20 protein-coding genes are annotated in these 26,083 nt (G+C 48.9%); 8 read left to right on the forward strand and 12 right to left on the reverse strand.

Annotated features, from left to right (window positions below; translation table 11 throughout):
- Window positions 1-55: 55 nt before the first annotated feature.
- Both B5F83_RS07205 and B5F83_RS07210 read left to right on the forward strand, forming a co-directional pair.
- Window positions 56-1,648 carry an Ig-like domain-containing protein gene (locus tag B5F83_RS07205; RefSeq protein ID WP_158094181.1) on the forward strand — a complete coding sequence of 531 codons (1,593 nt, stop codon included), beginning with the start codon at window positions 56-58 and terminating at the stop codon, window positions 1,646-1,648.
- Between the two features lie 258 nt (window positions 1,649-1,906).
- A complete protein-coding gene (locus tag B5F83_RS07210) occupies window positions 1,907-3,265 on the forward strand; it encodes an Ig-like domain-containing protein (RefSeq protein ID WP_143822494.1) in 1,359 nt (452 codons plus the stop codon).
- Window positions 3,266-3,809: 544 nt separating this feature from the next.
- On the opposite strand, the gene B5F83_RS07215 is transcribed toward B5F83_RS07210, so the two are convergent.
- Window positions 3,810-5,024 (reverse strand): S-adenosylmethionine:tRNA ribosyltransferase-isomerase, encoded by a 1,215-nt coding sequence (locus B5F83_RS07215; RefSeq protein WP_087278596.1) that lies wholly within the window; start codon window positions 5,022-5,024, stop codon window positions 3,810-3,812.
- A 544-nt stretch (window positions 5,025-5,568) separates the two neighbouring features.
- Here B5F83_RS07215 and B5F83_RS07220 point away from each other — a divergent pair.
- On the forward strand, window positions 5,569-5,970 hold the full coding sequence (locus B5F83_RS07220) for a helix-turn-helix transcriptional regulator (RefSeq protein ID WP_162607159.1): 402 nt from the start codon (window positions 5,569-5,571) through the stop codon (window positions 5,968-5,970).
- A 72-nt stretch (window positions 5,971-6,042) separates the two neighbouring features.
- Here the strand turns inward: B5F83_RS07220 and rd are convergent, their stop codons facing one another.
- A complete protein-coding gene (gene rd / locus B5F83_RS07225) occupies window positions 6,043-6,204 on the reverse strand; it encodes a rubredoxin (protein ID WP_087278602.1) in 162 nt (53 codons plus the stop codon).
- A gap of 102 nt (window positions 6,205-6,306) precedes the next feature.
- On the opposite strand from rd, the gene B5F83_RS07230 reads away from it, so the two are divergent.
- Together B5F83_RS07230 and B5F83_RS07235 are read left to right on the forward strand one after the other, a co-directional pair.
- Entirely contained in the window at window positions 6,307-7,338 is a 1,032-nt protein-coding gene (locus B5F83_RS07230; protein WP_087278605.1) for a quinone-dependent dihydroorotate dehydrogenase, read from the forward strand.
- The gene (locus tag B5F83_RS07235) at window positions 7,331-8,626 is read left to right on the forward strand and encodes a CinA family nicotinamide mononucleotide deamidase-related protein (protein WP_087278608.1); all 1,296 of its coding nucleotides are present in this window, start codon (window positions 7,331-7,333) and stop codon (window positions 8,624-8,626) included. Before B5F83_RS07230 ends, B5F83_RS07235 begins: the two co-directional genes overlap by 8 nt.
- Window positions 8,627-8,681: 55 nt before the next feature.
- On the opposite strand, the gene B5F83_RS07240 is transcribed toward B5F83_RS07235, so the two are convergent.
- The 5 genes from B5F83_RS07240 to B5F83_RS07260 are packed head-to-tail and all read right to left on the reverse strand — an operon-like array spanning window position 8,682 to window position 15,479.
- Complete coding sequence (locus tag B5F83_RS07240; RefSeq protein ID WP_087278611.1) at window positions 8,682-9,701, reverse strand: dipeptidase; 1,020 nt, start codon at window positions 9,699-9,701, stop codon at window positions 8,682-8,684.
- A 27-nt stretch (window positions 9,702-9,728) separates the two neighbouring features.
- Complete coding sequence (gene rlmB, locus B5F83_RS07245) at window positions 9,729-10,478, reverse strand: 23S rRNA (guanosine(2251)-2'-O)-methyltransferase RlmB (RefSeq protein ID WP_087278614.1); 750 nt, start codon at window positions 10,476-10,478, stop codon at window positions 9,729-9,731.
- A 3-nt stretch (window positions 10,479-10,481) separates the two neighbouring features.
- Window positions 10,482-12,419 (reverse strand): ribosomal protection-like ABC-F family protein, encoded by a 1,938-nt coding sequence (gene abc-f / locus B5F83_RS07250; protein ID WP_087278617.1) that lies wholly within the window; start codon window positions 12,417-12,419, stop codon window positions 10,482-10,484.
- Window positions 12,416-12,823: a thioesterase family protein gene (locus tag B5F83_RS07255; protein WP_087278620.1), complete on the reverse strand. Its 408-nt coding sequence runs from the start codon at window positions 12,821-12,823 to the stop codon at window positions 12,416-12,418. Before B5F83_RS07255 ends, abc-f begins: the two co-directional genes overlap by 4 nt.
- A gap of 4 nt (window positions 12,824-12,827) precedes the next feature.
- Complete coding sequence (locus B5F83_RS07260; protein WP_087278623.1) at window positions 12,828-15,479, reverse strand: valine--tRNA ligase; 2,652 nt, start codon at window positions 15,477-15,479, stop codon at window positions 12,828-12,830.
- Window positions 15,480-15,652: 173 nt separating this feature from the next.
- Here B5F83_RS07260 and B5F83_RS07265 point away from each other — a divergent pair, with 173 nt between their 5' ends.
- Window positions 15,653-15,964: a DUF3467 domain-containing protein gene (locus tag B5F83_RS07265; RefSeq protein WP_087278625.1), complete on the forward strand. Its 312-nt coding sequence runs from the start codon at window positions 15,653-15,655 to the stop codon at window positions 15,962-15,964.
- A gap of 4 nt (window positions 15,965-15,968) precedes the next feature.
- Window positions 15,969-16,544: a Maf family nucleotide pyrophosphatase gene (locus tag B5F83_RS07270; protein WP_087278628.1), complete on the forward strand. Its 576-nt coding sequence runs from the start codon at window positions 15,969-15,971 to the stop codon at window positions 16,542-16,544.
- Here B5F83_RS07270 and B5F83_RS07275 read toward each other — a convergent pair.
- A complete protein-coding gene (locus B5F83_RS07275; protein WP_143822563.1) occupies window positions 16,531-18,540 on the reverse strand; it encodes an ATP-dependent DNA helicase RecQ in 2,010 nt (669 codons plus the stop codon). The genes B5F83_RS07270 and B5F83_RS07275 overlap by 14 nt on opposite strands.
- 330 nt (window positions 18,541-18,870) lie before the next feature.
- Here B5F83_RS07275 and pckA point away from each other — a divergent pair, with 330 nt between their 5' ends.
- Entirely contained in the window at window positions 18,871-20,478 is a 1,608-nt protein-coding gene (gene pckA, locus B5F83_RS07280) for a phosphoenolpyruvate carboxykinase (ATP) (RefSeq protein WP_087278633.1), read from the forward strand.
- Window positions 20,479-20,937: 459 nt separating this feature from the next.
- Here the strand turns inward: pckA and B5F83_RS07285 are convergent, their stop codons facing one another.
- The 4 genes from B5F83_RS07285 to B5F83_RS07300 all read right to left on the reverse strand — a co-directional run bounded on the left by B5F83_RS07285 (window position 20,938) and on the right by B5F83_RS07300 (window position 26,083).
- A complete protein-coding gene (locus B5F83_RS07285) occupies window positions 20,938-22,122 on the reverse strand; it encodes an ATP-binding protein (protein WP_087278637.1) in 1,185 nt (394 codons plus the stop codon).
- A gap of 400 nt (window positions 22,123-22,522) precedes the next feature.
- Entirely contained in the window at window positions 22,523-24,190 is a 1,668-nt protein-coding gene (locus B5F83_RS07290) for a PL29 family lyase N-terminal domain-containing protein (protein ID WP_087278639.1), read from the reverse strand.
- A gap of 263 nt (window positions 24,191-24,453) precedes the next feature.
- Window positions 24,454-25,254, reverse strand: coding sequence for an MBL fold metallo-hydrolase (locus B5F83_RS07295; protein ID WP_087278641.1), 801 nt, complete (start codon window positions 25,252-25,254; stop codon window positions 24,454-24,456).
- Between the two features lies 1 nt (window position 25,255).
- A complete protein-coding gene (locus B5F83_RS07300) occupies window positions 25,256-26,083 on the reverse strand; it encodes a purine-nucleoside phosphorylase (RefSeq protein WP_087278644.1) in 828 nt (275 codons plus the stop codon).

The following is a 26,083-nucleotide window of genomic DNA, read 5'->3' on the forward strand; positions in this document are numbered from 1 at the left end:
TCTGCAATATGGTATTAATTTTCCTCCTGGCCTCCGGGGAATAAAAACAGTCTTTATGAAATTCTTAAAATTAACCGGCATTATGCTCGCCTCGGCCTGCATAGCATCGTTCTTGCACGGATGTACCACTTCTAACGAAGTCCCTCAATTGCAGGAAATCAGACTCGACAAGACGGAAATATCCCTGAAGGAGGGCGAAACCCAAATGCTGACGGCGGAGATAATCCCGGCGGATGCCGAGGCCGTCCTGTCATGGTCATCATCGGATATCGAAATAGCGACAGTGGACAATGAAGGCCTCGTAACGGCCGTTTCTGAGGGAGAGGCCACGATAACCGTTTCAGACGGAGGTGACATTTCCGCCGAATGTACTGTAACGGTAACCCCAGCCGGCGAGGAGCCAACCCCTGACCCAGAACCGGTGCCTGTCGAGTCGGTAACATTGAACGAAACCGACATCGAGCTTACACGCGGGGACACCTTCACCCTCGAAGCATCTGTATTACCGGAAAACGCCGATTATGAAAATATAGAGTGGTCTTCTTCCGATACCGGAATCGCTACAGTCAACCAGGATGACACCGTAACGGCAGTAGCTGTCGGCGAAGCCACAATCAAGGCCGAAGCGGGAGGAAAATCGGCCGAGTGCCATGTAACCGTAACGGGGATACCTGCCGAATCGGTGACTCTCGATATACATGAAATATCGTTGAATGCAGGTGAGACATGCGTACTGACTGCGACTGTCATGCCGGAAGATGCGGATGACAAGTCCGTTACGTGGAGTTCGTCCAACGAAAACGTTGCCACCGTAACAGATGGCACGGTAACTGCTATGGCAGCAGGAACAGCAGAGATAACGGCATCCTGCCATGGCCTCAGCGATGTCTGCACCGTGACGGTCATAGAAGAGCTCAAAGAACCCGAAGTCGGCGATTTCTATTATTCAGACGGGACCTGGTCAGCCTCGCTAAATACTTCCAAAACCGTAATCGGAATAATATTCTGGACCGGAAACCCAGCCGGAGACGACACCATACTCGGAAGCGACTATCCTGACTGTACTCACGGACTGGTAGTCTCAATCGAACAGCTGGAAGGAAAATGGCAGAGCGGAGCAAGCAAATACGGCCAGCTAATCGACACATGGGTGCAGTCAAACCTTTCCGGATATGAAAGCATGCTTGCAGTTTACGGATATCTTGATGGAGAAATGCTCAACTTCATGTTGGGATACCAGTATACAAAGGCCATCAAGGCGTTCAACGATGCTCCTGAAAATGCAGAATGGCCGGTAGACATAGTCGCAGGAATAGCCGCTTTCAATGAAAGCTGCCCTGCCCCGGAAGGCACGAGCGGCTGGTACCTCCCGTCCGCCAAAGAAGCATCCCTGATAATTTCAGGAGTGTATGACGGAAACATTTATGAGATATCCTATTCAACACCTATCTTAGACAACGTCAACCTGCTGAACGGAATTATAGCCCAGATTTCAGGTGCTCCGACCATAAGCGGTTACTTGTGGACAAGTTCCGAAGTCGAACAATACAGCGCGACGAGCGCATACTGCATAGGTGCCTCCGATGCCGCATTCTGGAGCAATCCTAAGAATTCTTCCTATAACTACAGGTACATACTTGCGTTTTAGAAACCTTTTTGTTTCTGAAAACCATTACAGGGGAGGCCGGTTGCGGTCTCCTCTGATTATATTATATGCCTGCATCATTGTTTTATGTGAATGTCAATTTATTAATAGTGGCTATACAAATAATGTACAAATGTTCCATAAGTATCTGTACGGGATAAAATTCACATAATTTTCATAATTTTGTCAAAACAATTCAATTTCTCCTTTAAAGAAAGAATACTGACTGGGCTTAAAATTACATTAAAAAAAATATTCCAGATGAAAAGATTTTTTATTTTATTGACCGCCATCGCGTTTGCCGTAAGCGCATGCAAGCCTGATGATCCCGAAAAGATTATGCTTCAAAGTCTGTCTGTAAGCCCTGATTCCGTGGGGATTGCCGTTGGGGAAACTGCACAGCTGACTGTGACCGCGACCCCTGAAAACGCAGAAGATTTCTCACCGGTATGGATTTCTTCCGATCCGGAAATAGCCACTGTGGACGACAAAGGCCTTGTTAGCGGAATTGCAGCCGGTTCTGTTACAATAACCGTATCCTCAGGCGAAATCAAGGACGAATGCAAAGTCACCGTTACAAATGATGATGAACCAGACCCGAATCCGGATGTTCCCGTGGAATCGGTAACTCTCGACCCCACCGAAGCAAGTCTCAATGTCGGGGAAACCTATCAGCTTATTGCAACGGTACAACCTGAAAACGCAACAGACAAAACCGTCGAATGGACATCATCCGATAACGAAGTGGCAACCGTATCCGAAGACGGTCTTGTAACAGCCGTAGCTGAGGGAAATGCGACTATTACCGCCGCTTGTTCCGGTTATGAAGCGACTTGCGACATAACGGTCACCTCCAATGGCGGCGATGAGCCAGATCCGGAGCCTACGAACCCTCCTGCCGTAGGCGATTTCTATTATTCAGACGGAACCTGGTCTACCGAACTCAATACCGGCAAAACCGTCATAGGCGTGGTTTTCTGGATAGGGGATCCTGCAGAAAACGACCCTATATTGAAAGCGGACCATCCTGAAGCCACAAATGGGCTCGTAATGTCGCTCGTAAATCAGAACGGTCCATGGCAAAGCAACTACGATGCGTACGGGGCACTTGTAAACCAATGGGTACAGGACAATCTGAGCGGATACCAGAATATTGGCGGAGGATTTGGATATGACCCGGAAGACAACCTCAACTACATGCTCGGATACCAGAACACGAAAGCCATAATGGCCTTCAACAATGCCTCCGAGAATGCAGGCTGGCCTGTAGAGGCCGTTTCCGGACTATCGGATTTCAATGCGACTACACCTGCACCGGAAAGCACGAGCGGATGGTATCTGCCATCGGTAAAAGAAGTTTCCCTGTTCGTCACCGGCGTATATGACGAAAATATCTACGATATATGGGACCCATTGACAGATAACAAAGAATTGCTCAACGGCATCCTTTCCCAGATTTCCGGCGCCGATCAGATTGAAGGTATCATAATGTCAAGTACCGAAGATCTCTATGTACAAGAACTTGTACATACTATAGATGCCCAAAATGGCAGGAACAGTGCACATGGCAATGAATTCAAGGCCTCATCGTGGAATTACCGTTATGTCCTCGCATTCTAAATAGAACCAGCAGACTGAAAATAATTAAGGCGGCAGGGATTTTCCTTCCGCCTTTTTTCGTATTGTACCGCATATCCGCCAGACAGCCCTATTCCCGGACCCACGGATAATTCCGGTCGGAATCTTCCGTGGCTTCATTTCTCGCCCGTGACCCGAACAAAATCAACTTTTCTACCCCATAGCCAGCCATTGTTCTTGTAAAGGATTGATAATAAGCAGTTTACAAAAACCACATCTGCGCTTGGGTACTTTCTGAGGTACCCATAGCCAGCCTGCGTTTTTGTAAGTTATTGATTATCAATCATTACAAAAGAAGCCGAATGGCTGTGGGGTGGAAAATTACACGACAAAATCCTATTTTTCCTCCTCATTCCGCTTCCATCCCACTTCCATCCCTTTTCCTATCATTCTTTCGGCGGAGATGTCGTTTCGCAGCCCACCGGAAACACATCAAAAATCCTTGTTCCCAGCGAAGTCCACGTGGATGCCGCTCTGCCAACCGGAATTATCCGCTGGTCCCTATTCCCCTTAATGGAGACAGCCCCTACCTCCTGTACAGCAGGGAACTGTCTCCGTAACTGAGGAAACGGAATCCGTTCCCGAGGGCATAATCGTATATCCTGCGCCAATCTCCGCCTACGAATGCCGATATGAGCAGCAACAGGGTGCTTCTCGGCTGGTGGAAATTGGTAATCAGCCTGTCTGTCATACGGAAATTGAATCCGGGAACGATGATTATTCCCGTTGAAGCGGTAATGCTGTCTGTTCCGAGTTTTTCGATATGGCCTATCAGCGCTTCCAGAGCCTCTTCGGCGGTATATCCGTATTCCCTCGTGTAAGGCGCCCACTGCTCCACGTAATCGGGTTCCTTGCCTTCAAGCACCTTTACACCCAAATAGTATAGGGATTCAAGGGTCCTTATTGAAGTCGTTCCCACAGCTATGACACGGCCCTTCTTTTCCAGAAGCCGGCACAAGGTATCCCTGGATACCCTGAAAGGCTCATTATGCATCTTGTGCCCGGATATGGACTCGCTCTTTACAGGGAGGAAGGTACCGGCCCCCACATGAAGGCAGATACGCTCCATCTCCACCCCTTTTGCCTTTATACCAGCCAAAACTTCATCGGTAAAATGCAAGCCGGCAGTAGGGGCGGCCACTGAACCCCGGTGCCTGGCATACAGAGTCTGGTATCTTACGTAATCGATTTCTTCGCTTTCCCTGTTCAGATACGGAGGTATCGGTATCTTTCCGCAATGCTCCAGCACGGATGAAAACGGAAGGCCTCCGCTCCATTTGAACCGCACTACTGCACCGGCTCCGTCGCGGGAGACCAATGCTGCTGTCAGTCCGATGGCATTCAATTCTCCGGCATCATCCGGGACCGAAAGCTGTAAAACCTCGCCATTTTTCCATTTTTTTATATTCCCGACGATACAGTTCCACTCGCATTCTCCCGTAGAAGCAAAAGAAAGATTGTAATCCTTGGGAAAATACGGTTCGAGGCAAAAGATTTCTATATGCGCCCCGGTCGATTTCCTGAAGAAAAGCCTTGCCGGCACGACCTTGGTGTCGTTGAAGACCATCATCTCGTTCCCTTCAAGATAATCGGGAAGATTGTGAAAAACATCTTCTTTTATCTCGCCGTCATTCCCGCATACAAGGAGTTTCGAAGTGTCCCGCCGCTCCAATGGAAATTTTGCTATCCTCTCATCGGGCAGCCTGTAATCATAATCGCTTATTCTTATTTCCGGTATCACTCTGTTTTTTTCCGTTTATTTTGATTTTAGATGCAAAATTATACAATAATACGTTTTTTGCGAAATCTTTGATTTTATTAATTTGTATACAAATATACACAACAAATGTAATCTTGTTTAATTACTTTTGTTATCATAGTTAGATACAAAAATCAATAACAAAACACAGCGCAATCGAAGGGCATATCTTTTGATTATATCCACATTTTGATGTATCATAAATATCTAATACCCAGATATTTAATTAATTTTATATAAAGAATAAAATAAGATAAAATCGAACGAAAGAACTGCGCTTATTCGATATTTATGAGGTCTAAGGGTTATTTATTAGTATTAAATCACTCAAAACCAATAAATTAAAATAATTAATATAGAGTAATAAAACATATAACCACCCAAGTATTATATCTGATTGATTTTACCTAATGTATGCAGTATCTCTGATATGCCCGCGGAATTTTTGTATACAATATTATCACTCGCGGTAGTTACAAATGTTATTAAAATAATTCTTACATTTGTACTTTGTAAATTTACAATTATGAACAGGCGTTTACAATATCTTTTGGAGCTCGAAGGGCTGACCCAAGCCCAGTTTGCGGACAGGATCGGTGTCGGCAGGGCCAGCATTTCGCATATACTCAACGGCAGGAACAATCCGGGATACGATATCATCAGCCGGATTCTTAAAAAATTCCCGTCTATCAGTCCCGACTGGCTGATTTTGGGGCAGGGAAAGCCTTATCGTGATAAAACGGCTGAATCCCCTACTCTTTTTTATAACAACGAAAGTACTGTACAAGAAGAAGTTATCGATGATTTACCGTCATTTTTGCCTTCTGAGAATCAAACAGAGCAGCAGAAACAGGCGGCTGTGCAGCGTAAAATCAAACGTGTGACGGTATATTATGATGACAATACCTTTGAAGAATTTACAAAATAAAAGAAGCCGTTCTCCAATCACGGAGCCGGCCCCTATGGCTTAAAGACTTTTGAAAAAAGTCCGGACAGCCTCTTAGTCTATAGGCTCGAAATCTTCCTTTCCTACTCCGCATACCGGGCATACCCAGTCGGCAGGTATATCTTCGAAAGCAGTTCCTGGAGCTATTCCGGAATCCGGATCCCCCACCTGAGGGTCATATTCCCAGTGACAAACCGAGCATCTGTATTTTTTCATAACAATAAAAATTAATTATATTAAACATTTTGCGAAAATAATATTCCGGCAGAGATTCTGCAAATTTATTTTACTAACTTCGCGCGGTAAACCCGTAAGAAAATGTACAGACTGTTAAGACCTTTATTCTTTGCATTCAATCCGGAAACGGCACACCGCATAGTGATGCTGGCACTTAAAGTATTGCGCTACATACCGTTCGGATGTGCCATACTGAGAGCCTTGTATTGCAGGCGCACGCCGAGACTTGAAAAGGAAATTTTCGGGATAAGGTTCAAGAATCCCGTCGGACTGGCCGGAGGGTTCGACAAGAACGGAGAATACTACAACGACATGGCCAATTTCGGTTTCGGTTTCATCGAAATCGGTTCGGTATCCCCTCTTCCGCAGGACGGGAACCCTAAGCCGAGGCTTTTCAGGCTGGTTGAAGACAAGGCACTTGTAAACCGCATGGGGCTCAATAACGTAGGTGTCAAGAAGGTAATCGACAATCTGAAGAAAAAGAAGCCGAAAACGATAATCGCGGTAAATATAACCAAGAACAATACCACCCCGATCGAGAAGGCTGATGCCGATTATGAAAAGGTATTCGCCCTCGCATACGATTTCGCCGATATGTTCGTGCTCAATATTTCATGCCCGAATGTCCAGGGATTGGGCAAATTGCAGGGAGTCGACCATCTGGCAGGGATAATAGACCGCGTGCTCGATATGAGGCGCTATTACGACGAATACAAGCCTATCCTGCTGAAACTTTCCCCGGACATATCGCAGGAGCAGCTTGACGATATCATAGACCTTTCCCTGCTGTCCGGCATAGACGGCATCGTGGCTACCAATACCACCACTTCGAGGGAGGGCCTCAAAACCGGCAGGGAACAGCTGGAATCCATAGGCAACGGAGGACTTAGCGGCGCCCCTCTTTTCAGAAAATCGGTGGAAATGGTCAGGCATATCCACACGAAAAGCAAAGGCCTGATACCGATTATAGGATGCGGAGGCATCATGACACCGCAGCAGGCCAAGGAAATGCTCGATGCCGGCGCTTCACTGATAGAGATTTATACAGGTTTCATATACAACGGACCATCCACGGTCCGCAATATCTTAAATTATCTGGAAAAAAATGCTTAAAGCGGCCATTTGCACAATCGGTGATGAAATCCTGATAGGCCAGGTGCTGGATACCAATTCGAGGGAAATCTCGAAATCACTCAACGAGATAGGCGTGAAGACGGAAACCATGGTTTCCGTCGGGGATGATTGCGGGAAAATCGTACAGAGCCTGGAAACATTGCTGGAATCGCATGACATAGTGCTTGTTACGGGAGGACTCGGACCTACCAGGGACGACATGACGAAAAAGGCGCTCGCAAAAATCAGCGGAGCCTCGCGATGGCGTACCGACAGGGAACAGGAGCGGCTCATCATATCCATGCTGGACAGGAGAGGCATTGCACACACTCCGGACAATCTCGCCCAGGCCCTTGTCCCCGACAGCTGCGAAGTCATCCTGAACAGGCGCGGTATGGCGCCGATAACGGTATACCGGCTTTCCGGAGGGCGCTTTACGGGCAATCACGTACTGTATTCCCTTCCAGGAGTCCCGCACGAAGCGGTTGGAGCCCTTCCCGACATAATGGACGATATCAGAAGGCATTTTTCCCTGAGCGACATATACCACAGGACACTGGTAACCTTCGGAATACCGGAATCAATCATGTCCGACATGTTATCCGGATGGGAGTCTTCCCTGCCGGAAGACATGAAACTCGCATATCTTCCGGACCAGGCCATAGGGCTGAGGCTCAGGCTTTCCATTTACGGAGGCCGACATGATGAAGAGGAAAGGAGGATTCGCAGGGAATTCGGCAAACTTGAGCCGATAATCGGCGATGCGGCATACGGCTGGGAAAACGATACTCTGGAAAGTGTCATTGGCAATATGCTGAAAGAAGCGGGGATGACGGTAAGCGCTGCCGAATCATGTACCGGAGGACGGATTTCGGAACTCATGACTTCCATTGCCGGATGCTCGGACTATTATTTAGGCTCCGTCACCTCGTATGCCAACAGCGTAAAGACCGGGGTCCTCGGAGTAAGGAAGGAAACTATCGACAGATTCGGGGCCGTCAGTGAAGAATGTGTCAGGGAAATGGCCGAAGGCATAAAAAGGATAACCGGCAGCGATTTTTCCGTGGCCACTTCAGGAATTGCCGGCCCAGGCGGAGGCACTGATGAAAAACCCGTAGGTACAGTCTGGATTGGAATAGCTTCGCCGGACAGGACCATTGCACGAAAACTGATGTTTTACGGTGACCGGAAAAGGAATATAGTAAACTTCGCATCGAATGCGCTCAATCTGCTACGTTTGGAAACAGCCAGATTCCTAAAAGTATCGCATATTTTATCAATTGATTGATTATCAAGGAATGTAACATAAATGTTTTAATCTATAACATAATTGTTACATCAGTTTACCATTGTAATTTTGTCGTTTTTGAGTCTTCGACGGCCTTCCAGACCCTCAGAAAATTGCCTCCGGCTATCATTGAAATCTCCTTATCGCCGTATCCCCTTGATGAGAGTTCTTCCCAAATGACAGGCAGCTTCGAAATATCTTCAAGCCCTGCCGGGGTATAGCCGATGCCATCAAAATCCGAACCTATTCCGACACTCCCGATACCGGCAATCTCCACGGCATGTTCTATGTGATCCACGACCTTCTTATATGATGGCATGGAAGAAGCAGGCATGGAAGAAGTGCCGCTTCCCACGCTTCTCAGGCTTCCCATGGTTGCCGCATCCAAAAAGAGAGGATAAAAATTGATCTGCACCACTCCCCCGTTCCCGGCAAGGGCCTTCAGCATCCTGTCGTCCAGATTCCGCGGATGTCCGGACAATGCCCTGCAACACGAATGCGAAGCAATCACTGGAGCCTTGGAAACCGACAGTACATCATAAAAGGTTTCATCCGAGACATGCGAAACGTCTACCATCATCCCTATGCGGTTCATTTCCGCCACGAATTCTCTGCCGAAAGGGCTCAGCCCGTTCCATTTCCTTTCACCGGCAAGGGCGGCGTCGCATATTTCATTATTCCCGTTGTGGGTAAGGGTGACATACCTCGCCCCCATCCTGTACATCTCCCTCAGAAGGGAAAGCGATTTTCCGAGAGGGGCGGCATTCTCGATTCCTATGGCTATGGACTTCAAGCCCCTGCGCTTATTTTCCATGACATCTTCGGCACTGTATGCCAACCTTGCCTTAGGATATGAAGCTACGGAGTCCTTTACGGCCGCCATCATTTCCATGAGCCTTCTCAGCGCGGCATCCGGAGGCATATCATTGGGCGTATAAAGGGCGAAAAATTCGCAGTCTACCCCTCCTTCGTCCATTCTCTCGAAATCGAAGTGACCATCATTTCCGCGCGAAACGATATCGGCACCGGAAATCAGACGTTCCGGAGTATCGCAATGCGTATCGATGACAATCATGGCGTTCCTGATTTATTATGGACAAAACTATTTATTATTGTAACGCTGGCGCACCATTTCGAACAGCACTACGGAGGCAGCGGCAGAGACATTCAACGAGGAAATCTCTCCTGCCATAGGGATGCAGGCTGTTTCATCAGCAAGGCCGAGGACCGACGGGGACACCCCCTTCTGCTCGGAACCCATTATTATGGCCACCGGCCCTGTCATGTCCACATCATATATGGGCGTGCTGCTTTTTTCAGTGGCCGCTACTATCTTGAAGCCGTTTTGCTGCAAATAGAAGATGGCAAGCCTGAGATTGGCAACGCGGCAGGTGTCGATTCTGAGCAGGGCACCGGCAGAGGCCTTTACAGCTTCGGCATTGATGGCCGCACCGCCTTTGGCCGGAACGATTATCCCGTTGGCCCCGGCGCATTCGACACTCCTCGCTATCGCCCCCAGGTTCCTCACGTCGCTTACTCCGTCCAGAAGCACGAATACCGGCGAATCGCCCAATGCGCAGGCCCTGTTCACGGATTCTTCCAAATCGCTGTATTCTATGGTGGCCAGGCAGGCCGCCACGCCCTGATGGGAACCGCCCTTTGCCAGCTTGTTCAGTTTTTCCACCGGCACGAACTGGCTCACAATCCCTTTTTTGTGCGCCTCTTCGAGCAATTCGCGGAACCCCGGCCCTTCGAGCCCCTTTTTGAAGTAAATCTTGTCTATTTCCTTACCGGTCCTGACAGCTTCCAAAACCGGATGAATCCCGAAAATATATTGAATCCTATTTTCCATATCTTATAGATTTTTATTTGTTTCGTCTTCCATCGATGCCCATAAATCCATGGCCCGGTTCAATTCATTTGTCAAATCCAAGTACTTTTGTGTCATGGACATAATATCGTCACCTTCATCCGGTGCTGCAAGTCTCTGCTCTATCTCCGCAACCTCCTGCTCCAAACGGGAAATATCCTTTTCCAGGGAGGCTATCTTGTTTTTCAGCCTGCGGTCTTCAGCCCTGCGCACATTCTGTATGCGGGCCGCTCCTCCCTTGGACTCCGTTTCCTTCCCGGATGCCTTCTTTTCCCCGATTTCAGGAATGCTCCTCTCCAGCTCATGAAGATTTTCCATCTTCATTTTTTCAAGGAACTCGGAAATGCCTCCCAGGTGCTCTTTCACACGTCCGTCGCGGAATTCATACACCTTGTCCACCAGGCCGTCAAGAAAATCCCTGTCGTGTGAAACGATGAGCAGGGTTCCGTTGTACTTCTGGAGTGCCGATTTCAGTATGTCCTTGGACCTGATATCCATGTGGTTGGTAGGCTCGTCGAGCGCAAGGAGATTGTAAGGGTGCAGCATCAGCTTTGCCATGGCGAGCCTCGCGCGTTCCCCTCCGCTGAGAACCGCCACTTTCTTGTCGATATCTTCCCCGCGGAACAGGAACGCCCCTAAAATATCGCGGAGCTTTGTCCTTATGTCTCCGACAGCTATCTTGTCGAGCGTTTCATAAACGGTATCGTTCTTGTCAAGGATATCCTCCTGGTTCTGGGCATAATAGCCGGTGTTGACATTGTGCCCGAGACGGAACTGTCCGGAAAACGGTTCGAGTTCGCCCGTGACCACCCTGACAAAGGTCGTCTTTCCCTCGCCGTTCCTGCCGACAAGGGCAACTTTCTCCCCTCTCTTGATTGTAATGCAGGCCTTGTCGAAAACGACCTTGCTCCCATAGCCGACTTCAAGGTCTTTCGCCTCGATTACGACGTCCCCCGAGCGCGGTGCAGGAGGGAACTTGACATAGATGGCGGAATTGTCCTCATCGTCAATCTCTATCCTTTCCAGACGTTCCAGGGCCTTGATCCGCGACTGGACCTGGTTGGATTTGGTAGGTTTGTACCTGAAACGCTCGATGAACTCCTCGTTCTTCTCTATCATCCTCTGCTGGTTCTCATAGGCAGCCTTCTGCTGGGCTATGCGTTCTTTGCGCAACTCTATGTATTTGCTGTACGGAACCTTGTAATCGTATATTTTCCCGAGCATTATCTCGACAGTCCTTTCAGTGGCATTGTCCAGAAATTTCTTGTCATGCGAGATAAGCACCAGAGCGCCCTTGTAAGTTTTAAGATAATCTTCCAGCCATTGTATGGACTCTATGTCAAGATGGTTGGTAGGCTCGTCAAGCAAAAGGACATCCGGCCTGCGCAGAAGGATTTTAGCAAGTTCTATGCGCATGTTCCATCCTTGGGAAAACGTTTCCGTCGGCCTTCCGAAATCTTCTTTCCTGAAACCGAGCCCCAACAGGGTCTTTTCGGCGGATACGACAGGAGACTCGTCCTTGTAGAGTGCAAGGGAGTCGTTTATGTCATTCATCCTTACAATCAGTTTCCCGTATTCCTTCGATTCGTAGTCGGTCCTTACGGCAAGCTCGGCCCCTATCCTGTCGAGTTCCGCCTCCATCTCATGGAGGTGTGAAAACGCCGTAAGTGTCTCGTCCAGGACGGTCTTTCCCTTAGCATGCTCCATAATCTGGGGAAGGTAGCCTATGGTACAGTCCGCCGGAACATCTATACGTCCCGATGTCGGTGCCTGCAATCTGCAAATCAGTTTCAGAACAGTGCTTTTACCGGCACCGTTCTTGCCGACAAGCCCTATCCTGTCCTTATCGCTTATATGAAAACTTATGTCGTTCAAAAGCGTAAAGCCGCCGTATGAAACCGTCAGATTGTTAATCGAAATCATTTGAAATGGGCTTCTAATGCTTCAATGACGGAACGCGGGGCCCTTACCGGCCGCCTGGTCTCCGAATCGATGAAGCCGAGAGTTACCTTCCCGGTATTCAGCAACTCCCCTTTCTGATTGTAAATCTCGTTCCTTATAAAAAGTTTGGCAGTCGGAATCGAATCCACCATAGTCACGACCTTCAGCCTGTCGCCCATCCTTGCCGGGCGCAGGTATTTCGACTCTACTGAAACTATAGGGGCCATGACCCCTTGCCTTTCAATCTCCCATATCGGGATACCGAATTGGACAAGCATATCGTGACGTCCGCATTCCATATACCGTATATAATTGGAATGGTGTACGATGCCCATAAGGTCGGTCTCGTAATATCTTACGTCCAAAAAAGTTTCGCACCTTACCATGACACTACTCGCCTTTCAGGGTTTTAAGGGCGGTGCGCAGCGTATCGAGCTTGCTGCAAGCGTCCGCCTCTTTTTTACGTTCCAGGGAAACCACCGCTTCCGGAGCATTGGCAACAAATCTTTCATTCGAAAGTTTTGCCCTTACCTGCTTGAGGAATTTCTCGTTATAAGCTATGGCCTCTTCCGTTTTACGGATTTCATCTTCCACATCGACAAGTCCGGAAAGCGGTACGAAAAACTCTGTAGTGCCGACCATAAATGACACGCCTTGAATGTTTTCCTGTATCTTGTCTATAGTTTCGATTGAAGATATGTTCGCCATCTTCATTATTACAGAAGCGAATTCTCCCGGGAAGTCGCCGCGTACCGAAAGGGACAACGTCTCCTTAGGAGAGATGCCCTTGGCCTGACGGACATTCCTCACGGATGCTATGGCTTCGCAAATCATTCCGAATTTCGAAATATAGCCGCCGTCGTATGCCCCAGGGGCCGGCATCGCGCTCAGCATTATGGTTTCACCCTCCTTGCGGTTCCCGAGATTCTGCCACAATTCTTCAGTAATGAACGGCATGAAAGGATGTATCAGCTTCAGAAGCGAGTCGAAGAAACCGACAGTGGCCGAATATGTCTGCCTGTCTATGCCGCATCCGTATCCCGGCTTGATGATTTCGAGATACCAGGCGCAGAAATCGTCCCAGAAAAATTTGTAAAGTGTCATCAGTGCGTCCGACAGCCTGAATTTGTCGAAATGATCGTTCACGGTCTCTATGACCATATTCAACTTCTGCTCGAACCAGGATACTGCAACTCTCGAACAATCAGGCTGCAATAACGTATCGTCAACCTGCCATCCCATGACAAGGCGGAAAGCATTCCAAATCTTATTGCAGAAATTCCTGCCCTGCTCGACCTGGGACTCGTCGAAAAGTATGTCGTTTCCTGCCGCGCTGCACAGGAGCATGCCGAGCCTTACACCGTCGGCGCCGTATTTTTCCATCAGAAGTATCGGATCCGGAGAATTCCCCAGCGATTTCGACATTTTCCTTCCCAGCTTGTCGCGTACCGTACCCGTGAGATACACGTTCCTGAAAGGAATCCTTCCCATGAACTCGTTGCCTGCCATTATCATCCTCGCCACCCAGAAAAACAGGATGTCCGGTGCCGTGATAAGGTCGTTTGTAGGATAATAATACCTGATATCGGCATTGGGCTCATGTCCCGGATTTCCAGGAAGTTCCGGATCGAATACGGAAATCGGCCACAGCCACGAGGAAAACCACGTATCGAGCACATCTTCATCCTGCCTCAAATCCTCCGGCCTGATATCCGGAATCAGTTTCCTTGCTGCCTCAAGCGCCTCTTCCGGAGTGTTTTCCACGACGAAACGTCCGTCCGGAAGATAATAGGCCGGTATCCTCTGTCCCCACCAGAGCTGACGGGAAATGCACCAGTCGCGCACCGTCTCCATCCAGTGCCTGTATGTATTGCGGTATTTGTCCGGAATCAGATGTATTTCCCCGTTCTCCACACGGTCGAGGGCCCCTTTTGCCAGTTCGCCCATCTTCAGGAACCACTGCATGGACAGCCTCGGCTCTATGACGGCATCCGTACGCTCCGAATAACCGACCTGGGACGAATAGTCCTCTTCCTTCTCCAGCAATCCTCCATCGGCCAGCAGCCCGCGTATGTGTTTCCTCGCTTCGAAACGGTCTTCCCCTATCAGTATCACTGCCTTTTCGTTCAGCCTGCCATGCTCGTCGATGATGTCAATCACCGGAAGATTGTGCCTTTGCCCTATCGCATAGTCGTTCACATCGTGGGCCGGAGTCACTTTCAGACAGCCGGTACCGAAGCCTATTTCGACATAATCGTCCTCAATAATAGGGATTTCCCTGTTTATCAGCGGAATCAGGACCTTCTTCCCTTTAAGCCAACCGTATCTTTCGTCCTGAGGGTGTATGCAAACTGCCGCATCGGCCATGATTGTTTCGGGCCTTGTGGTCGCAACCACTATATACTTGTCCGAAGGCCGCCCGTTCTCGGAAATATAATACCTTAAATAATACAGTTTCGACTTGGTCTCCTTCCTTATCACCTCCTCATCGCTTACGGCGGTAAGTCCGGCAGGATCCCAGTTTACCATACGTATTCCCCTGTATATGAGGCCTTTCTTATAGAAATGCACGAAGGTGCGGACTACGGCACGGCTCAAAGCCGGTTCCATGGTGAACCTTGTCCTGTCCCAGTCACACGAAGCTCCGAGCTTCTTCAGCTGCTCGAGTATGATTCCACCGTGCTTTTCCTTCCATTCCCAGGCATGTTCCATGAACTGCTCGCGGGTAAGGTCCTCCTTGGATATGCCTTCCGCCTTGAGTTTCGCCACGACTTTGGCCTCCGTAGCTATTGAAGCATGGTCGGTACCGGGCACCCAGCAGGCGTTCTTGCCGCACATCCTTGCCCTGCGGACGAGCACGTCCTGAATCGTATTATTCAGCATGTGTCCCATGTGGAGCACTCCCGTCACGTTAGGGGGCGGAATAATCATCGAATACGGTTCACGGCCGTCGGGTTCCGAATGGAAAAACTTATGTTTCAGCCAATAAGAATACCATTTGTCCTCAGTCATCGAGGGGTCATATTTTGCAGGCAATTCCATATATGATAATATTTTACTATACTTTATCTATACTATTACATTAAATCAAGAAAAATCCCGGAATCCCTCCGCAGGCGATTTCCGGCCGACAAAATTAATATTTTTAATCGGATATTTCGATGCGTTATCGAAAATTTGAGTATATTGCAGACTGTTTTTAAATTTTTAAGAAAATGGCAGAAGAAAGAAAATCTCTTAATCTTGAGATAAAACCGGAGATTGCGAAAGGGACTTATTCCAATCTCGCTATCATCTCGCATTCACACAGCGAATTCATCATCGATTTCGCACAGGTCCTGCCCGGCTTTGCAAAACCGGAAATCAGCCAGAGAATCATCCTGGCCCCGGAGCATGCCAAAAGGCTGCTTATGGCCCTTCAGGACAATATTGTCAAATATGAAAACCAGAACGGCCCTATTAAAGTAGAGCAGAAGATGACTGCTCAGTTCCCTCTGGATTTCAATTCAAAAGGCACTAAATCATAAAGCCGTGGATTTGAACGGACACAGAGTGATATTGGGATCCGCCTCGCCCCGAAGAAAGGAGTTGCTGGCGGGTCTCGATTTTGATTTTACTGTCGACACCGGGACCGATTGCGATGAAAGCTACGACCCGGCCACGCCTCATGAAGAGATACCGCTCCGGATAGCCGAGGCCAAGTCAGCGGGGTTCCACAGGCCGCTGGAAGACGATGAAATCCTCATTACGGCGGATACGATGGTCTTCTGCGACAACGACATCATGGGAAAGCCGAAGACAAGGGAAGCGGCCATAGACATGCTGCACAGGCTCTCGGGACGTGTACACACGGTCGTCACAGGTGTCTTCATCAGGTCCAACGCCAAAAGCAAGGGCTTCACCTGCACCTCGGAGGTTACATTCAAACAGTTGGCTGACAGTGAAATAGAATATTACGTAGACAAATACCGGCCATACGACAAAGCCGGAGCATACGGCATCCAGGAATGGATAGGTTATATCGGAATAACCTCCATAAGCGGTTCATACTACAACATCATGGGCCTTCCGGTGCAGAGGCTGTATTCGGCCATTAAGGATTTCTGATGTTTCCAAGCGCCCCAGAATCGAGCATCCTCCTCAGGACGGATATGTAATCTTTGTATCCGTCCCCGAAGGCTGCAATCATGTCTTTCAGGAATTCGTTGGTCGAAACTGCGGATATGAGCCATTCACCCCGGGTGTCGATGGAATATTTGCGGCATATACCGCTGAAATCGTACTTTAAAACGAATTCAGCGATTTCCACGGCCATTTCCTTCCTCCTCGATGATTTTCCGGCGGATTTTGCCAGGCAGACGTCGCATTTACCGCATTTTCGGGCCGCTTTTTCCCCGAAATATCCGAGCAGCAGAACGCTTCTGCATTCGTCAGTCCGGGAGACATAGGATATGATGGATTCGAGCCGTTCCGAGAATCTCCTGAGACGGTCGTCGTACCTGCTTTTCGGCAGATATACATCCTTGGGCATGAGGCGGTTTTCCTTAAAACGGATCAAGGGGGTCTTGTCCGAAGGTATGTATATGATTATTCCTTTTTTGTACAGGCCGTACAGGCATTTCTTGAACTCGTTTTCGGAACATTCCACAAGCCTTGCCGCGTATCCGGTGTCGATTGTGACGGTCTGCGAGAATATTCCCGGGTAGCGGCGCATAAGAAAGTCCACGACGTTTTCTTCAAGGGCGTTTCCGGGATTGAACGAATAAAGTTCTTCCCTCGATACCGAGAACCCTACCCTCGTTGGAATCTCGCCTTCCGCCTCCACCTCCCAATGATTTTCCATTTCGATGTATTTTACCGAACTGGCCACCTTGCTACGCGGCAGCTTGTACCGGGAGCAGAAATCGTTGATGTTGAATTTTCCGACATGCCCTTCCCCGTACCCGAAAGGAATCCCGAAATAATTATGCACTTTATGGTAAATGTCCTCGATATAATCCAGCGACGGGAAAGAATTTTCCTTGATTTGCCGCAACCTGCGCACATCGCTGTCATTCCATAACAGCACCGCATACGAACGTTTTCCGTCCCGTCCGCCACGTCCCGCTTCCTGGAAATAGGCCTCGATGCTGTCCGGCATGTCAAAATGGCATACGAAACGGACGTCCGGCTTGTCTATCCCCATTCCGAAAGCGTTTGTCGACACGATTATCCTCGTCTTTCCGCTTTTCCAGCGCTCCTGTATCCCCTCACGGGCCTCCTTGCCCATGCCGGCATGGTAGGCCTCTGCGACATATCCGTTTGCGACAAGGAAAGCGGCTATCTCCTCGGCGCGGCTGCGCATCCTCACATAGACTATCCCTGTCCCGGGCACGCCCTTGCATACCGAGAGCAATTGCCCGAGCTTGTCCTCGCATTTGCGCACTACATAGGAAAGGTTTTCACGCTCGAAGCTCCCCTTAATCAGATTGGGCCTCCGGAATTCGAGCTTCTGCATTATGTCCGAAGCCACCTCCGGCGTGGCAGTGGCCGTAAGGGCGATTACCGGGACCTTCCTGCCAGTTATCTCCCTTATTTTAGAGATTTCAAGATAATCCGGCCTGAAGTCATACCCCCACTGGGATATGCAATGCGCCTCATCTACAACGATATATGCAATCTTCATATATTGCAGTCTCGTTATGAAAATCTCCGTTCTGAGCCTTTCGGGAGAGAGATACAGGAACTTGAAATCCCCGTACACGGCATTGTCCAGCGCCGTGTCTATTTCCTTGGCGGACATTCCAGAATATATGGCAAGCGACTTGATTCCGCGCGAATTGAGGTTGGCCACCTGGTCTTTCATCAAGGCTATCAGAGGAGTTATGACGATGCTTACACCCTCCTTCATCAGCGTAGGCACCTGGAAACACACCGATTTGCCGCCTCCTGTAGGCAGTATGGCCAATACATCGTTTCCGTTTACGGCTGAATCTATTATCTCCCTCTGCTTAGGCCTGAAATCCGGATATCCCCAATACATCCGGAGGATTTCCTGCGGCCTGTCCGGTACGGTTTCTACCATTATCCTCTTACCCTCACGATTTGATCCGACAACTTTCAATCAATATTGTCACAAATTTAACACATATTTTCGGAAGCTTATTGAGAAGCTGTTTAAAATTTTTTCAAAAGTTCTTTGCGGCACCATTCCGGCATCTTTACGCCATTTTTATCGTAAAATAGCGCTGCTATTCTCCTCAAAAAACGGCAAATATCTGCACGGAAGCATGTCGCAAATTTTCTGAGAAAAAATTTTAAACAGCTTCCGAAAATAAAAACTATTTTTGTGCTCCGTAACGGTCTGTTTTTTGCAGATGAGTTGCCGGATTGTCGGAAGGACAACCGTTCCGCTAATCAAGAATTTTTGTTAAAACTAAATATTTTTAAAATTATGGAAAAAATCGATTTGAGCCGGTACGGCATCACTGGGGTCAAGGAAGTAATCTACAACCCTGATTATGACAGTCTTTACAAAGCCGAACTCGATCCGTCCCTGACCGGATACGACAAAGGCCAGATTACCGAACTCGGTGCTGTCAATGTCATGACCGGCGTATATACCGGACGTTCCCCTAAGGACAAATTCTTCGTAATGGACGATGTCAGCAGGAATACCGTTTGGTGGACATCCGACGAGTACAAGAATGACAACAAGCCTGTCACTCCTCAGACATGGAAGACCCTCAGGGAACTCGCCGTCAAAGAACTTTCGGACAAAAAACTGTACGTGGTGGACGCATTCTGCGGAGCCAACCCTGCAACCCGCCTCAAAGTGCGCTTCATCATGGAAGTGGCATGGCAGGCACATTTCGTAAGGAACATGTTCATCCGCCCTACCGAGGAAGAACTCGCCGCATACGGGGAGCCGGATTTCGTAGTATTCAACGCTTCAAAAGCAAAAGTTGAGAACTATAAGGAATTGGGGCTCAATTCCGAAACAGCGGTTGTCTTCAATCTTACTTCAAAAGAGCAGGTAATCATCAACACCTGGTACGGCGGCGAGATGAAGAAAGGTATCTTCTCCATAATGAACTACTACAACCCTCTCCGCGGAATCGCTTCGATGCACTGCTCGGCCAATACCGACCTGAAAGGCGAAAACACAGCCATCTTCTTCGGCCTGTCCGGAACCGGCAAGACCACCCTTTCGACCGACCCTAAGAGGCTTCTCATTGGTGATGACGAACACGGTTGGGACGACAACGGAGTGTTCAACTATGAAGGCGGATGCTACGCCAAGGTCATCAACCTGAGCAAGGAAAACGAGCCTGACATCTACAATGCAATCAAGCGCGACGCCCTTCTTGAAAACGTCACCGTGGATGCAAACGGGAAAATCGATTTCGCAGACAAGAGCGTTACCGAAAACACCCGCGTTTCATACCCGATATACCATATTAAAAATATAGTAAAACCGGTATCGAAAGGCCCTCATGCAAAACAGGTTATTTTCCTTTCGGCAGATGCATTCGGAGTGCTTCCTCCAGTTTCGATACTTACTCCGGAACAGACACAGTATTACTTCCTGTCCGGCTTCACTGCAAAACTCGCGGGAACCGAGCGCGGAATCACCGAGCCTACCCCTACCTTCTCCGCATGCTTCGGAGCGGCTTTCCTTTCACTCCATCCGACAAAATACGGTGAAGAACTCGTTAAACGCATGAAAGCGGCAGGCGCAAGGGCATACCTTGTAAATACAGGCTGGAACGGTTCAGGAAAACGTATCTCCATCAAGGATACCCGTGGAATCATAGATGCCATCCTCGACGGTTCAATCGACAAGGCCCCTACGAAGACGATACCTTACTTCGGCTTCGAAGTCCCTACCGAGTTGCCGGGAGTCGACACACATATCCTCGACCCTCGCGACACATACGCAAACCCTGCGGAATGGGACACCAAGGCGAAGGACCTTGCCGGACGTTTCATCAAGAACTTCGAGAAATTCACGGGCAATGACCTCGGCAAATCCCTCGTAGAAGCAGGTCCGAAACTGTAATCCTGGCTTGCCTATAATAAGGACTCACATGACACTACCGACCGGCCCCGGAGGCAATCTGGAGCCGGTTTTGTTTTTGCACATTTTACTTACAATCCCGTCGCGCCAATCTTTCGCGCCAGCCCTAAAGCGCCAACGTTGAAGCATAAACCCATCGCGCCAATTTGAAGTGCCAATCTTTCGCGCAAACCTTAAAGCCCGGCCCTGAAGTGCAAACCCTGAAGCACAGCCTGACTTAACTCCTGTCGTTATAAAATACTGTAAATCAACAACAAGCGGAATACACAATCAAAAACAAGTGTGGATTTCGGCAGGTTGTGAACCCCTTGAAATCCACACTTAAAAATCTTCATCATAGCGCCAATCAACTGTATATCAGCATATAATAGCGCATCCGGGTTAAGCCGGGGTGTGCCCGCAAAATACAGAAAACTTTCTCAGAAGCTGTTTAAAACTTTCTCAGAACAACCGCCGTATATCCATCGAAAGGAAATCCTCCGCATTGATTCCTCCGTCTCCCACGATAAAGGCCGATTGAGGATGGAACAGATTGCGAAACCTGTCCAATCCTTCAGTCCGTTTCTCCGCATTGCTTTTTACCTCGATAGCGACCACCGAGCCTTTCTTGCGCAGGACGAAATCCACTTCATCATTCCGCTCACGCCAATAGAACACTTCAAAGCAATGTACAAAGGCCTGACTTACCAGATAGGCACCGATGCCCGATTCGAAGATACGCCCCCATGACTTACGGTCCAATATCGCCTGTTCAAAAGTAAAAGGGCTATACACCATCTTCAATGCATTGTTATACACCTGCAACTTGGGGATGCTGGCGCGCCTTCGGGCCATATCCACACTGAACCGATGGAGCCCGCATAGCAATCCGCTTTCATCCAACAGATTGATGTACCTTGCCAAGGTCACTGTGTTTCCGGCATCTTGAAGTGCCCCCAACATCTTATTCAACGAAAGCAATTCACCCGAATACGCTGCGCCCAACTCGAAGGTCTGGCGAAGCAAAGCAGGCTTGCCAATAGGCGTATCCATCAGAATATCCTTATTGATGGTAGCCTCGATAATAGCCGACTGGATGTATTGCCCGAACCGGTCTTCGTCACCAATCAAAACAGCCGCACCGGGATAGCCTCCGTAGAACAGGTATTGGTCAAGTGAGAAACCGAAACATTCCTGCATCTCACGAAAACTCCAATGGCTCATGCGTATCTCCTCAAACCGCCCTGCCAAAGATTCGGACAAGCCTTTCTCCAACAACACACGGCTGCTCCCCAAAAGCAATACCTTGATATTGCGGTCATGAAAAGTATCATCGTCCCATTCCTTCTTCACCACCTCGCTCCAGTTGGCAATCTTCTGTATCTCGTCAATCACAAGGATGACACTCTCCCAGCCCCGGCTCTCTTTCAAGCTGCGCACAGCCGCCCAGCAATCGGAAATCCAGGCACTGTTCGTAGCCGGGACATTGTCGGCAGAAAAGGACCGGTAAGGCATATCCAAATCCTGAAGCACTTGTTTGACAACAGTGGACTTGCCTGTCTGACGGGCACCCATCACCACTTGGATGAACTTCCTAGGCTCTTTCATCCTATCCGTAATCACCTGATATTCCGCTCGTTTATACATACTATTACATTTTACTCAATAGACCAAGTATTTTTACTCAATGCAAATGTAACAAAAATATCAGATACAATCCAATAATGTTCAAATTATGCCAATAGCCAATCTATCGAACAAATCCTGAATCACAAACCTTGATACACAAATCCTAAAACACAAACCCAGAAGCGCAAACCCTGAAGCACATCCCTACTTAACTCTCGCTATCATAAAATACTGTAAATCAACAATAAACGGAGCGAACAATCAAAAACAAGTGTGGATTTCGGCAGGTTGTGAACCCCTTGAAATCCACACTTAAAAACATCTACCAGAGCACTAATCAACTGTATATCAGCACATAATGGCGCATCCTGGTTAAGTTGGGGTGTGCCCGCAATCGCAAAACCTTACCGACAACCCGTCAGAATGCCAAAACCGGCCTTACCTTCATGTCCACATCCCAGGTTTTACCGCAGGCCTCGCATTCTATAGTACCTATGGAATAGATACCCCAAGCCCTTGCATTCGAATCGAATACTTCCGTTGAAGTCCACAGATGCTCCGCACTGCCGGACGGCATGAATATGTCCTTCATGTCATCAGGTATTTCAGACATCCATGCATTGAGCCTGTCTGCAAAATCCCGGTAACCGGTACCTTCCCATGAATAATTGTGGCCTGAACGTTCGGCATCTTCCAGTCCGGTCAGCTGCCCGAAATTTTTAAACAGGTCGTAAACCTGTCCGGACGAAGGCAGGAACCATCCCGAAGTATTTTCCGGAGCCTTGTAAGGACTGCCTTCCTCGTTCCATGCCGCTACGGCCGAAAATGCCTTGTAGTTCGTCGTACTGTAGTCCTCCCTGTTCCAGACCACATTGCAGTTGTACAGTCCGCTGAGATCGGTGTAAAACATATCCATATAGGTGTTTTCCAGTTCGGGTATATCTTCCCTGAACGTACTCCAGTTTACTGATATTGCCGCATTTTTAACGGATATGACCAGCCCGTTGACAAAACCGGCCTCCGTCTCGGCCACTCCCCATCTGTCGGAATCTCCCGTCATGAACACAAGGCCCAAAACGGTTTTTGCAGGATCGAATTCGGAAGACCATGTGCCGTCGGAATAAAAATAATCTCCGATTTCAGGTGCCGGAAGTCCCGGTTCCTCGCCGACCTTCACCTGCTGCTCGGCAAGGAAACTCTGGCCGTTGGAAGCGATAAGTATCACGCTTACGACACCTTCCGTCTCGGCATATACGTTCTCCGCAACAGGTGCAGTGATGGTGATTTCGCCGCCATCCATCGACACCCGCCAGCCATCCGGCTTAGATATGCTGTAATCACCGGCGCCGCTCATCGTATAAACGAAAGACTTGCTCTCGCCCGCAGCGAAATAAACCGTGTCCGCATCAGTGCCGAAGTCGAATACGAGTTCCTTCGTCTTGGGTATCATCAGCACCTCGCCGCCGCGGAGGGTGACGTATACATAATCCTCGTCATCGCTGACATCCTCGAACAACGAATCACCCACACCGCTCGAAGGCATGCCCGTGTCGGTCCACGTCTTGCCGCCGTCCGTGGAAATCTCCCAGTTCCCGCTCTCCGGATTTATCCTCACCTGAGGCGCGGTGCCGGTTACCGGGAACCTTTCGCCGTTTTCCCCGTAGATGTAGTCGGTCTTCCCGTCAGGATACTCGTAGCCCCAGTAGTAGATGCCGTCGCTGTCATCTAAGATTACTATTATAGTCGGAGGGGTAATGGCATCTTTACCCTCGGCACCGTCCTCCCCGTCACGGATGGTAACTTCCGTTCCGTCTGAAAAATAAATCGTCCAGCTCCCGTCGGTGTTCTGCTCCACCCTGTCCACGGTCACTGCCGACTGGATTTTTTCGATAAGCTCCTGCAAGGAGTTGATTTCCTCCTGGACCTCTTTCTGGAAGTCCTCCAAGGCTTCCACACGGCTCGTCAGGTCGTCGATGGACCCGCGAAGGGAGCTGTCATCGTAAGAACAGGAAGAAAAGGAAACAAGCATCAATGCAGATGCCAGGGCCGCAGCAAGCACGCGGCTTGATAAAATGTAACGTTTCATAAGTTTTTATTTAAATTGATTATAAGGTTGAATCATTCCGTTACAGGTTCAGTTTTAAACGTTGGTTTTTTCTTGAACGTTTTTGCACGTAAACGGAAATTACCCTTAATCGCAGAAAGAATCTGACAAACAAAAATTTATGAAAAACTTTGGATAATCGGGAAAAGACTTGTATATTTGTCGTTATAAACCAACGTTTTAACGGCAATCAATCCCTGTCGGGAATCACAGAAAAACGGTTACGGTACAATCAAGACAAACGGTTACAGTTCAATCAAGGCGGAAGCCTCCCTCCGCGGAAGTGGATAAAGCATGAGGTCCCTGCCGGGCACGACACCTATTCCCGCCAAAGCCGCCTTAGTGCATTCGTAGGCCGTTTTCGGCGTATTGTTCTGCTCGCTCAAATGACAGAGGAACACGTGTTTGAGCCCTTTGTGGTATACCCCTCTGATAAAATTGGCGCAATCATCATTGCTGAGATGCCCTTTCTCGCACATTATCCGGGCCTTCAGTTCATGCGTATAAGGCCCGGTAAGCAGCATGTCGAAATCGTAGTTCGATTCGATTATGATATGGGAACATTGCCGGGCAAGGCCGTAAGCCTCCGGCGGAATCCGGCCCAAGTCGGTAAGCAACAGGATTTTTTCCCCATAGAAATCCATAAAGTATCCGACAGTTTCAGTCGCATCATGGCCTACCGGAACGGGCATGAACGTAAAACCCTCGTAGCTGGTACAGGACATGCACTCGCAGGGTCTCAGGAAAGCATTGTCGACCTCCTTCACACGGCTGTCGAACACGAGCGCACGGCACAGTGTCGGAGTCGTATATATCGGCTTTCCATAATGGCCCGCGAATTTTCCCAAATGCCTTATGTGGTCGTAATGGTCATGCGTAATCAGGACAATGTCGATATCATCGGGAGCAATGCCCGCAGCACTCAACGAGTTTTTCATCCGCCGCAGACTCACTCCCGCATCAATCATGACGGCACACTGCTCATTGAAGATGACATAACAGTTGCCGCTGCTTCCGCTTGACAGACTCAGAAACCTGACAGGCATCTCAAAGCGCCTCGATAATACCGGTAAACAGTGCTGTCATCCTGTCTGCCGCAGCATCCGCCGCCGCCACTACATCGTCCCCGTCATTGACATAATCCTCGGCATAATCGTCATGTGCCTCGTTGGTTATCACGGATACTCCGAAAACAGGAATCGAAGAATGCCTTGCCACAATCACTTCCGGGATAGTGGACATGCCTACCGCATCCGCACCTATCATACGGAAATACTTGTATTCCGACGGTGTCTCGTATGAAGGGCCCGTACCTGCAAGGTATACGCCTTTTTTAAGCTCTATCCCGAGCGACTCCCCTATTTTCACGGCAAGGGAAATCAGGGCCGGCTCGTAAGGACGGGTCATATCCGGGAATCTCGGACCGAAATCATCGAGATTCTTGCCAATCAACGGATTAGGCAACAGATTGATATGATCCTTTATAATCATCAAATCACCGATTTTGAAATCGAAATTGACCCCGCCGGCCGCATTTGAAACGAAAAGGTATTTGATGCCGAGGACTTTCATCACCCTTATCGGAAGAGTGACGAGATCCATCGGATAACCCTCATAATAATGGAAACGGCCTTTCATTGCGATGATGAATTTTCCACCGAGAGTACCCGCTATGAGTTTTCCCGCGTGGCCTATCGCCGTAGACACCGGAAAACCGGGTATTTCCTTATAGTCTATGACTGTCTGTCCTTCTATCCTGTCGGCAAGTTTGCCAAGTCCGCTGCCGAGTACTATGCCGGCAAAAGGTTCGCGGCCTCCGAGCCTTTCCTTCACAAAGGCCGCCGCATTATAAATCCTTTCAGCTCTTTCGTCCAT

This window comes from Muribaculum sp. An289, assembly GCF_002159555.1.
In the GTDB taxonomy this organism is placed as follows: domain Bacteria; phylum Bacteroidota; class Bacteroidia; order Bacteroidales; family UBA932; genus Merdivivens; species Merdivivens faecigallinarum.

What these genes read in the sequence shown, in the direction of transcription:
- B5F83_RS07205 (WP_158094181.1), top strand. Translation starts at nt 56, where the DNA reads ATGAAATTCTTAAAATTAACCGGCATTATGCTCGCCTCGGCCTGCATA.
- B5F83_RS07210 (WP_143822494.1), top strand. Translation starts at nt 1,907, where the DNA reads ATGAAAAGATTTTTTATTTTATTGACCGCCATCGCGTTTGCCGTAAGC.
- B5F83_RS07220 (WP_162607159.1), top strand. Translation starts at nt 5,569, where the DNA reads ATGAACAGGCGTTTACAATATCTTTTGGAGCTCGAAGGGCTGACCCAA.
- rd (WP_087278602.1), bottom strand. Translation starts at nt 6,204, where the DNA reads ATGAAAAAATACAGATGCTCGGTTTGTCACTGGGAATATGACCCTCAG.
- B5F83_RS07230 (WP_087278605.1), top strand. Translation starts at nt 6,307, where the DNA reads ATGTACAGACTGTTAAGACCTTTATTCTTTGCATTCAATCCGGAAACG.
- B5F83_RS07235 (WP_087278608.1), top strand. Translation starts at nt 7,331, where the DNA reads ATGCTTAAAGCGGCCATTTGCACAATCGGTGATGAAATCCTGATAGGC.
- B5F83_RS07240 (WP_087278611.1), bottom strand. Translation starts at nt 9,701, where the DNA reads ATGATTGTCATCGATACGCATTGCGATACTCCGGAACGTCTGATTTCC.
- rlmB (WP_087278614.1), bottom strand. Translation starts at nt 10,478, where the DNA reads ATGGAAAATAGGATTCAATATATTTTCGGGATTCATCCGGTTTTGGAA.
- abc-f (WP_087278617.1), bottom strand. Translation starts at nt 12,419, where the DNA reads ATGATTTCGATTAACAATCTGACGGTTTCATACGGCGGCTTTACGCTT.
- B5F83_RS07255 (WP_087278620.1), bottom strand. Translation starts at nt 12,823, where the DNA reads ATGGTAAGGTGCGAAACTTTTTTGGACGTAAGATATTACGAGACCGAC.
- B5F83_RS07260 (WP_087278623.1), bottom strand. Translation starts at nt 15,479, where the DNA reads ATGGAATTGCCTGCAAAATATGACCCCTCGATGACTGAGGACAAATGG.
- B5F83_RS07265 (WP_087278625.1), top strand. Translation starts at nt 15,653, where the DNA reads ATGGCAGAAGAAAGAAAATCTCTTAATCTTGAGATAAAACCGGAGATT.
- pckA (WP_087278633.1), top strand. Translation starts at nt 18,871, where the DNA reads ATGGAAAAAATCGATTTGAGCCGGTACGGCATCACTGGGGTCAAGGAA.
- B5F83_RS07285 (WP_087278637.1), bottom strand. Translation starts at nt 22,122, where the DNA reads ATGTATAAACGAGCGGAATATCAGGTGATTACGGATAGGATGAAAGAG.
- B5F83_RS07290 (WP_087278639.1), bottom strand. Translation starts at nt 24,190, where the DNA reads ATGAAACGTTACATTTTATCAAGCCGCGTGCTTGCTGCGGCCCTGGCA.
- B5F83_RS07295 (WP_087278641.1), bottom strand. Translation starts at nt 25,254, where the DNA reads ATGCCTGTCAGGTTTCTGAGTCTGTCAAGCGGAAGCAGCGGCAACTGT.
- B5F83_RS07300 (WP_087278644.1), bottom strand. Translation starts at nt 26,083, where the DNA reads ATGGACGAAAGAGCTGAAAGGATTTATAATGCGGCGGCCTTTGTGAAG.